Raw genomic sequence first — 8,358 nt, 5'->3', positions numbered from 1 at the left:
AGCCTTGAATGGATGGTGCTGCCGCAGATGCTGATGGCGACGGCGCGTTCGCTGGCCGTGGGCATCGAGCTCGTGGGCAAGATCACCCGGATCGGAACGGCCTGAACGCCTGAAAAGGGTCGAGGCCGCAGATCGCTGCGGCCTCATTCGCCTTGCCGGGGTCGGTCAGAACGGCAGGCCGATGTAGTTCTCGGCCAGATCCCGGCGCGCGGTCTCGGAATGCGCGAGGTGGTCCAGCGTCGCCCGCCGCATCTGCGCGGCAAAGGCGTCCTCGTCGTCGAAGCGGTGCAGCATCAGCGTCATCTGCCAGCTGAACCGCATCGCCTTCCAGATCCGCGACAGCGCCTTTTCGGAATAAGCGTCGATCCCCGCCGTTCCGCGCCCCGAAAGTGCCTCGATCAGCGCGTCGTGCAGGTAGTAGACGTCCGACGCCGCGAGGTTCAGCCCCTTGGCCCCGGTCGGCGGCACGATGTGGGCCGCGTCGCCCACGAGGAACAGGTTGCCCCAGCGCAGCGGCTCGGAGACGAAGCTGCGCAGCGGCGCGATGGATTTCTCGATCGACGGCCCGGTGATCAGCCGCCCCGCCGCCTCCGAGGGGATCCGGCGGCTGAACTCGTCCCAGAAACGCTGGTCCGACCAGTCCTCGACCTTGTCGGTCAGCGGCACCTGCACGTAGTAGCGCACGAGGTTCGAGTTGCGCATCGAGGCCAGCGCGAAGCCGTGGCGCGAATTGGAATAGATCAGCTCGTCGTTCACCGGCGGCGTTTCCGAAAGGATACCCAGCCAGCCAAACGGATAGACGCGCTCGAACTCCTGCCGCTTGTGCTCGGGGATGGTCTTGCGCGACACCCCGTGGAAGCCGTCGCATCCCGCGACATAGAGGCATTCCAGCCGCTTGCGGGTGCCCTCGTGGGTGAACTCCACCGCCGAGCGCGGCTGGTCGAGATCGAGGATCTCGACGTCGGACACCTCGTGCAGCACGGTGGTGCCCATCGCATCCTGCGCTGCGTAGAGATCTGCGGTCACTTCGGTCTGGCCGTAGACCATGACCCGCTTGCCGGTGAGCTCGAGAAAGTCGATGTGCACCACGCGCTCGTCGTCGGTCATGTAGCAGCCGTCGTGCGGGATGCCCTCGCGCTGCATGCGCGCATCGACACCCGCCACCTGCAGAAGCTCGACCGTCCCCCACTCGAGGATGCCCGCGCGGATCCGCGACAGCACATGCGCGCGGGTGGAGCGTTCGAGGATCACCGTCTCGATCCCTGCCCGGTTGAGCAGCTGCGACAGCAAGAGCCCCGACGGCCCGCCGCCGATGATGGCGACCTGAGTGGTGAGTGTGGTCATGCGCGAATCCTCCCGTTTACGCATTGCAGACTAGCTCTGCGCGGGCGCGGAACGAATGGACGAGGGCGACATTGGATGGTACAATTCGGGCATGCACGAAACGGCGCATATTCCCATCTTCAACCTCTTCGGGGAAACCACGGCCTTTCCGGACGTGATCCATTGCGAGGCGGTTTTCGACCGCGCCGGACTGCATGACTGGGTGATCACCCCGCACCGCCACGGGCAGATGGCGCAGATCTTCCAGATCGTCTCGGGCGCCGCGAAGGTGACGCTGGATGGCGGCTCGGAGCGCCTTGAATCCGGGGGCTATCTCTACGTTCCGCCGCAGATCGTGCACGGGTTCGAATTCACCCGCGGGACCGAGGGGATGGTGCTGTCGATGCCCTCTCCCGTGGTCTCGAGGCTCGGCCCCAAGACGCCGGCGCTGGCGGACTGGCTCGGCGCGCCACAGCGCGGCCGGGTCAGCGACGCGGCGGGCGCGTTGCTGCAGGAGATCGCCCGCTGCTACGCGGCACATGGTACGTTTCGCGCGCAGCGGCTGGTGGCCCTGACCCACGCCGCGCTGGCCACCCTCGCCGATGAGGGCAGCGCCGGCCGCAGCGCGGCGCGCGACGCCGGTGGCCAGATGCAGCGGCTCGACGCGCTGATCGCCGAGCGTCTGGCACAAGGCTGGAGCGCGCGCGACTACGCCTCGGCGCTGCATGTCCCCACCGGGCCCCTCACCCGCATCGTGCGCAGCGCCGCGGGGATGAGCCTCACCGCCTATCTCGAGACCGCGGTGATGACCGAGGCCTGCCGCCTCATCGCCTTCACCCGGCTGCCGGTGGCCGAGGTCGGCTACCGTCTTGGCTACGCCGACCCGCCCTATTTCTCGCGCCGTTTCCGCGCCCGCATGGGCGAGACGCCAAGCGCCTACCGCGCGCGGGTGTCGGGCGAGCGCGCGGCGGGCTAAGGCTCAGGCTCAGGCCGCCTGCGGCAGCCCGAGGATGCTGCGTGCAGTCCGCCAGTCGGCGACGGGACGCTCGTAGCGGTCACAGAGTTCGGCGGCGCGGCGCACGAGTGCGGCGTTCGACGGCGCCAGCGTGTCGCGGTCGATCCGGACATTGTCCTCGAGCCCGGTGCGGGCATGACCGCCGGCCGAGATCGCCCAGTCGTTGAGGACGATCTGGTTGGGCCCGATCCCCGCCGCGCACCACGCCGCATCCTCGCCGAAGAGCCGCTTCACCGTGTGGATGTAGTAGTCGAAGACCGCGCGGTCGGCGGGCATGGCGTTCTTCACGCCCATGACGAACTGCACGTAGGGTCGCGCCGCGATCTGGCCCGCCTGCCACATCGCGTGCGCCCTGAGGATATGGCTCAGGTCGAAGGCCTCGATCTCGGGCTTCACGCCGTATTCGACCATCTCCGAGGCCAGCCAGTCGACCAGGTCGGGCGGGTTCTCGTAGACCCGCGTCGGGAAGTTGTTCGAGCCCACCGAGAGCGAGGCCATGTCGGGCTTCAGCGGCAACATGCCGCCGCGCGCCTGCCCAGCCCCCGAGCGCCCGCCGGTCGAGAGCTGCACGATCATGCCGGGACAATGCCGGCGCAGCCCCTCGAGCAGACGCCCGAAGCGCTCGGGATCCGAGGTCGGCTTGCCCTCGTCGTCACGCACGTGACAATGCGCGATGGTGGCCCCGGCCTCGAACGCCTCTTGCGTGCTTTCGATCTGCTCCGAAATGGTGATCGGGACCGCCGGGTTGTTGTCCTTGGTCGGCAGAGAGCCGGTGATCGCGACGCAGATGATGCAGGGTTTCGACATGGTAGCTCCTCCCGAAAGGCCCCACCCCGGCACCGGGATGGGGCGAGGTCGTCAGATATCGAAGAACACGGTCTCGTTCTCGCCCTGAAGGCGGATGTCGAAGCGGTAGACCACCTTGCCGTCCCGCTCGCTGCGCTTGGCGATGAGCGTCGGGCGGCGGTTCTGCCACTCGATGAGGTTCAGCACCGGGTCCTTGGCGTTGGCCTCGGCCTCGTCGTCGAAATAGACCCGGGTGTTGAGCCCGATATTGATGCCGCGCGCGACGATCCAGAGGTTGATGTGAGGCGCCATGTCCTCATGCGCCTCGTCGGCGCGCCCGAGCCAGTCGCCACCCGCATTGGCGGGTTCGTGCAGCGGGCCGGTGCCGAGCTTGCGGCGGGCCTTCCCCGGGCCCCGCCTTACGGGGGCGGAGCCCCCCTCGCCCGGCTCGAAAACGGGGGTGACCCCGCCCCCGCCCCCGGAACCCGCCCCCCCGGCGCCCTCGGACTCGGGGTGCGCGTAGACGCCGGAGGCATTGGCCTGCCACGCCTCGATCAGCACGTCCTTCACGGGGTTGCCGGTGCCGTCGATGACCACGCCCTCGACGCGGATGCGCTCTCCGGCGGCGTTGGGACCGGCGATGTCCCAGCCCAGTTCGCTGCGGTAGATGTCAAAGCCCGCAGCCCCCGGCGCAAGGCCGATATGGACGTAGGGTCCGGCGGTCTGAGAAGGCGTTTCCTTCAGGTAATCAAGCTTTTGTGCCATGGAATCGATCCTTTCCCCGACCTTGCCTCAGTTGCCTTCGAGACGGTTCTCGAACAGGGTCGAGCGCCGTCCGCGCAGCACGATGTCGAACTTGTAGGCGATGGAATCGAGCGGGATGGTCGCGTTCAGGTCCAGCGCGGCGACAAGGCTGTCGATGCCGTCCTGCGTCGGGATCGTCTTGACGATGGGGCACTTGGCGATCAGCGGGTCGCCCTCGAAGTAGCACTGGGTGATCAGCCGCTGCGAGAAACTGGTGCCAAAGATCGACATGTGGATGTGCGCCGGGCGCCAGTTGTTCACCCAGTTGCGCCAGGGATAGGCGCCGGGCTTCACGGTGCGGAAGAAGTAGTAGCCGTTCTCGTCGGTGATGGTGCGGCCGCAGCCCCCGAAATTCGGGTCGATGGGCGCGAGATAGGTGTCCTTCTTGTGGCGGTAGCGCCCGCCCGCGTTGGCCTGCCACGCCTCAACGAGGGTGCCCGCGACCGGGCGGCCGTTCTCGTCCAGCACCCGGCCGTGCACGATGATCCGCTCGCCGATGGCGCTTTCGCCGGCCTTGGCGTAGTTGTGGATCAGGTCGTTGTCGATCGGGTCGATGTCATTGTGCCCGAACACCGGACCGGTGATCTCGGATAACGATTGCTGAAGCGAAATCAGTGCATTGCGCGGGCTTCTTGCGACGCTTGTCTTGTAGTCCGGCGTCAGCGCTGGCGGGTGGCGTTCGCGGTCCCTCTGGTAGAATTCTGCTTGGCTCATGCGTCCTCTCCCTTGTCCAGCTCGGACCAGACCTGCTTGGCGAGCTTGATGGCGTGATTGGCCTTGGGCACCCCGGCGTAGATCGCCACGTGCTGGAAGGCCTCCATGATGTCCGAGCGCGAGGCACCGGTCCGGGTGGCCGCGCGCACGTGCATCGAAATTTCCTCGAAGTTGCCGGTCGCGGCGAGCAGCGCCAGCGTCAGCATCGAGCGCTCGCGGCGCGGGATCGCATCCGAGGCCCAGACATTGCCCCAGGCGCTCTCGGTGATGAGGGTCTGGAACGGCAGGTCGTATTCGGTCTTGGCGGCTTCGGCGCGGTCCACATGGGCATCGCCCAGGACGCTGCGGCGCACCGCCATGCCGGTTTCGAAACGATCAGGCATGGCCGATCTCCTTCAGAAATTGCGTGAGGATGGTCGCGTAAGCATCCGGCTTTTCTACACAAGGCAGATGTCCCGCCGCCTCGATCACCTCGAGGCGCGCGCCCGCGATCAGGTCGATGGTGCCCTTGACCAACTCCGGCGGGCTGGCGCCGTCATCGGCCCCCGCGATGCCCAGGACCGGCAGGCCGAGCCCGGCGGTCGAGACCGCGAGGTCGGTGTCCGCGATGGCGGCGCAGCAACCGAGATAGCCCTCTTGCGGGGTGCGGATCATCATGTTGCGCCAGGCCGGAAGTTCGTCGGATGCACGGAAGGCGGGCGCGAACCAGCGCTCCATCACCGCGTCGGCGATGCTTGCGAGGCCTCCGTCGCGGATCGCCTGCATCCGGGTCTGCCACATCCCGGCCTCGCCCATCTTGGCGGCGGTGTTCGACAGCACCAGCCCGCGCAGCAGGTCGGGACGGCGCGCCGCCAGCCCCTGCCCGATCATGCCGCCGATGGAGAGCCCGACGAAGACCGGCGCCTCGAGCGCCAACGCATCGATCAGCGCCTCGGCGTCCGAGACCAGTGTTTCCATGTCATAGGGCGCCTCGGGGCAGCCGCTGAGCCCGTGGCCGCGCAGATCGAAGCGGATGAAGCTCAGCCCCTCGGGCAGCAGCGGCAGCAGCGCGTCCCAGAGCCGCAGATCGGTGCCGAGCGAGTTGGCGAAGACCACCGGCCGCCCGGCGGGATCGCCGTCCTCACGCCAGTGCAACGCGATGCCGTTTGCCTCAAGAACCTGCATGACTGCCCCCCTTGCCGTGGAGGCGCCGTGGTGCCTCCGTCGTCTCCCGGCCCGCATGGGCCGCCTCGGTCACAGGTTACACATATTGATTGCCCCAAGTAAAATGAGATATATGCCGGAATACTTAACCTGAATGGAAATCATCCCGTGCTCGATACCCGCATCAAGTTCCGGCACATCCAGAGCTTCGTCGAGATCGTGCGGCAGAAGAGCCTCAAGCGCGCCTCCGAGCAGCTCTTCGTCACCCAGCCCGCGATCTCGAAGACGTTGCGCGAGCTGGAAGAGATCCTCGGCCACCCGCTGCTGACCCGCAACCGCGCCGGCATCGCGCTGACGCCGCAGGGCGAGGTTTTCCTGCATTTCGCCGAGATGAGCCTTGCCGCGCTGCGCCAGGGCATCGCCGGCGTCGAGGAACTCGGCCGACAGGGCAGCACCTCGTTCACCGTGGGCTCGCTGCCCTCGGTTGCGGCGCGGCTGATGCCGCTGGTCACCGAGGAGTTCCTCGAGCGCGCGCCCGACGTGACGCTGCGGATCATCGACGGCCCGCACGGCTATCTCATTGACCTGCTGCGGCGCGGGCATATCGACCTGGTGATCGGCCGGCTGGGGGCGCCGGACACGATGCAGAACATCTCATTCACGCAGCTCTACAACGAGCATCTCGATTTCGTCGTGCGCCCCGGTCACCCGCTGCTGGCGCAGCCCGACATCCGACGCATCGCCGACTGGCCGGTGATTTTCCCGCCCGAGGGTGCGGCGATCCGGGCGCTGGCGGAAAGGGTTCTGATCGCGCACGGGGTCGGTGCGCTGCCTCGGCGGCTCGAGACCGTGTCGGGCGCCTTCGGGCGGCGCTACGTGCCGAATTCGGACGCGGTGTGGATCATCGCGGCGGGGGTGGTCGGGAAGGAAATCGCCGACGGCCAGCTTGCCCGCCTGCCCTTCGACACCGCGATCTCGAACGGGCCGGTGGGACTCATGGCCCGCCCCGACGAGGCCGCGCCACCCGCAGCCCAGATCTTCCGGCTCGCGGTGGCCTCGGCGGTGGAACAGCTCGGGCTCTGAGGCCCGGGCCAGTGGGCTCAGGTCGGATCGAAGCTCTCGGGCCGCGCCAGCACCGAGCACAGGATGCTGCGCACCGCGGTCCGGCGGAGCAGGTCCTGCCCGTCTTCCTCGAAGAGCGTGGTGCCGAAGTTCGTCGAGAAGGTGGCCCGGTTCGCCACGTTGAACACGCTGAGCGCCGAGATCTGCCAGTGCAGCGCCAGCGCCGAGACGTCGTCGCGGAACACGCCGGACTCGCGCCCGGCCTGGCAGATGCGCTCGACCACGCCGATCGCGCGCATGTTCTGGTCGTGCAGGCGCTTCATCTTCTCCATGTGCCGCGCCTCGTGCACGTTCTCGATCATCACGAGGCGGATGAACTCGGGGTTGCTGCGGTGGTGGTCGAAGGTGAACTCGATCAGCCGGCGCAGCGCCTGTTCCGGCGGCAGCCCCTCGAGATCGAGCTCGGCCTCGCCCGCGCGGACCTCGGAGTAGCAGTCCTCGAGCACCGCCTCGTAGAGCGATTGCTTGTCGCCGAAGTAGTAGAAGATCATCCGCTTCGAGGTCTTCGTCCCCGCCGCGATGTCCTCGATTCGCGTCCCCGACAGCCCTCGCCGCGCAAATTCGGCCCGCGCCACGCGCAGGATGTCCGACCGCACGGCCTCGGGGTTCTGCTTCCAACTCCGCGGTTTGCTTGCTTTTTCCATGGCTGTTCCCCGGTCTCCTCTGACCTCCATCCTACATTTTTAACCCGCTGGTTCAATTGTCTTGACGAAATTAACTGCACGGTTCATTGTCGCATCCCATCAGACAGCGCCAAGGGGAGGAGGCCGGTTTGGAAATCGCATCCGCACGGGAAGACAGCCTGCTCGCCGGTCTCATCGGCCGGGGCATCCAGCTTTCCCGCACCCCCCTGATGCAGATGGCCGAGGCCCGCGCACAGGGGCTCTTCACGGTCTACAAGAAGCTCGACATGGACGCGCCGGAGCGCGCCGAGATGACGCTGCCCGCCATGGTGGACGCGGCCGAAGCCGCGGGCTTCGACGGGCTCAACATCACCTACCCGTTCAAGATCGAGGTCATCGGCCTGCTCGACGAGCTGAGCGACAACGCCCGCGCGGTGGGCGCCGTGAACACCGTGGTGTTCCGCGACGGGCAGCGCATCGGCCACAACACCGATCTCTGGGGGTTTGCCGAAAGCTTCCGCCGCGGGCTCGAGGGGGCGGATACCCGCCACGCGGTGCTGCTCGGCGCCGGTGGTGCCGGTGTTGCGGTGGCCCATGCGCTGGCCGATTGCGGGGTAAAAAGGCTCACGATCTTCGACACCGACGCCGCCCGGGCCGAGGCGCTGGCCGCGCTCGTCGCCGGCAACCGCCCCGGCTGCAAGGCCGGCGCGACCACCGATCTGGCGGCGCTCTTCGCCTCCGACCGGCCCTGCGGCATCGTCAACGCCACCCCCATGGGCATGGCCAAGCTGCCCGGCATGGCCATCGACGCGGATCTCATCGCGCCCG

General features: G+C 67.7%; 10 protein-coding genes. 3 read left to right on the top strand and 7 right to left on the bottom strand.

The window, feature by feature from the left end; all coding sequences use genetic code 11:
* Positions 1-165: 165 nt before the first annotated feature.
* On the bottom strand, positions 166-1,344 hold the full coding sequence (pobA, locus tag HC022_RS13935) for a 4-hydroxybenzoate 3-monooxygenase (protein ID WP_008884192.1): 1,179 nt from the start codon (positions 1,342-1,344) through the stop codon (positions 166-168).
* Positions 1,345-1,399: 55 nt separating this feature from the next.
* Here pobA and HC022_RS13930 point away from each other — a divergent pair, with 55 nt between their 5' ends.
* Positions 1,400-2,299 (top strand): helix-turn-helix domain-containing protein, encoded by a 900-nt coding sequence (locus HC022_RS13930; RefSeq protein WP_167452846.1) that lies wholly within the window; start codon positions 1,400-1,402, stop codon positions 2,297-2,299.
* A 9-nt stretch (positions 2,300-2,308) separates the two neighbouring features.
* On the opposite strand, the gene HC022_RS13925 is transcribed toward HC022_RS13930, so the two are convergent.
* From HC022_RS13925 to pcaD, 5 genes are read right to left on the bottom strand one after another with little or no spacing between them, the layout of a single operon-like run.
* On the bottom strand, positions 2,309-3,145 hold the full coding sequence (locus tag HC022_RS13925) for a 3-keto-5-aminohexanoate cleavage protein (RefSeq protein ID WP_167452845.1): 837 nt from the start codon (positions 3,143-3,145) through the stop codon (positions 2,309-2,311).
* A gap of 51 nt (positions 3,146-3,196) precedes the next feature.
* Positions 3,197-3,889 (bottom strand): protocatechuate 3,4-dioxygenase subunit alpha, encoded by a 693-nt coding sequence (locus tag HC022_RS13920; protein WP_167452844.1) that lies wholly within the window; start codon positions 3,887-3,889, stop codon positions 3,197-3,199.
* A gap of 27 nt (positions 3,890-3,916) precedes the next feature.
* Positions 3,917-4,642, bottom strand: a complete 726-nt coding sequence (pcaH, locus tag HC022_RS13915; protein WP_167452843.1) for a protocatechuate 3,4-dioxygenase subunit beta — start codon at positions 4,640-4,642, stop codon at positions 3,917-3,919.
* Positions 4,639-5,025 carry a 4-carboxymuconolactone decarboxylase gene (pcaC, locus tag HC022_RS13910; RefSeq protein WP_008884538.1) on the bottom strand — a complete coding sequence of 129 codons (387 nt, stop codon included), beginning with the start codon at positions 5,023-5,025 and terminating at the stop codon, positions 4,639-4,641. Before pcaC ends, pcaH begins: the two co-directional genes overlap by 4 nt.
* On the bottom strand, positions 5,018-5,806 hold the full coding sequence (pcaD, locus tag HC022_RS13905) for a 3-oxoadipate enol-lactonase (protein WP_167452842.1): 789 nt from the start codon (positions 5,804-5,806) through the stop codon (positions 5,018-5,020). The genes pcaC and pcaD overlap by 8 nt, the downstream gene beginning before the upstream one ends.
* A gap of 147 nt (positions 5,807-5,953) precedes the next feature.
* Here pcaD and pcaQ point away from each other — a divergent pair, with 147 nt between their 5' ends.
* A complete protein-coding gene (gene pcaQ / locus HC022_RS13900) occupies positions 5,954-6,868 on the top strand; it encodes a pca operon transcription factor PcaQ (RefSeq protein WP_167452841.1) in 915 nt (304 codons plus the stop codon).
* Between the two features lie 17 nt (positions 6,869-6,885).
* Here pcaQ and HC022_RS13895 read toward each other — a convergent pair whose 3' ends face one another.
* Complete coding sequence (locus tag HC022_RS13895; RefSeq protein ID WP_008886097.1) at positions 6,886-7,551, bottom strand: TetR/AcrR family transcriptional regulator; 666 nt, start codon at positions 7,549-7,551, stop codon at positions 6,886-6,888.
* Positions 7,552-7,679: 128 nt separating this feature from the next.
* Between HC022_RS13895 and HC022_RS13890 the strand changes: the two genes are divergently transcribed.
* The coding region (locus tag HC022_RS13890; protein ID WP_167452840.1) for a shikimate dehydrogenase at positions 7,680-8,358 on the top strand (679 nt) is incomplete at its 3' end.

The organism is Salipiger sp. HF18 (genome assembly GCF_011806505.1).
In the GTDB taxonomy this organism is placed as follows: domain Bacteria; phylum Pseudomonadota; class Alphaproteobacteria; order Rhodobacterales; family Rhodobacteraceae; genus Salipiger; species Salipiger thiooxidans.
The sequence above is the reverse complement of the archived record's forward strand: the minus strand, read 5'-3'. Positions and strand labels throughout refer to the sequence as shown.

Excerpts from the sequence above, each read along its gene's own strand:
- pobA (WP_008884192.1), bottom strand. The coding sequence starts at position 1,344 with ATGACCACACTCACCACTCAGGTCGCCATCATCGGCGGCGGGCCGTCG.
- HC022_RS13930 (WP_167452846.1), top strand. The coding sequence starts at position 1,400 with ATGGACGAGGGCGACATTGGATGGTACAATTCGGGCATGCACGAAACG.
- HC022_RS13925 (WP_167452845.1), bottom strand. The coding sequence starts at position 3,145 with ATGTCGAAACCCTGCATCATCTGCGTCGCGATCACCGGCTCTCTGCCG.
- HC022_RS13920 (WP_167452844.1), bottom strand. The coding sequence starts at position 3,889 with ATGGCACAAAAGCTTGATTACCTGAAGGAAACGCCTTCTCAGACCGCC.
- pcaH (WP_167452843.1), bottom strand. The coding sequence starts at position 4,642 with ATGAGCCAAGCAGAATTCTACCAGAGGGACCGCGAACGCCACCCGCCA.
- pcaC (WP_008884538.1), bottom strand. The coding sequence starts at position 5,025 with ATGCCTGATCGTTTCGAAACCGGCATGGCGGTGCGCCGCAGCGTCCTG.
- pcaD (WP_167452842.1), bottom strand. The coding sequence starts at position 5,806 with ATGCAGGTTCTTGAGGCAAACGGCATCGCGTTGCACTGGCGTGAGGAC.
- HC022_RS13895 (WP_008886097.1), bottom strand. The coding sequence starts at position 7,551 with ATGGAAAAAGCAAGCAAACCGCGGAGTTGGAAGCAGAACCCCGAGGCC.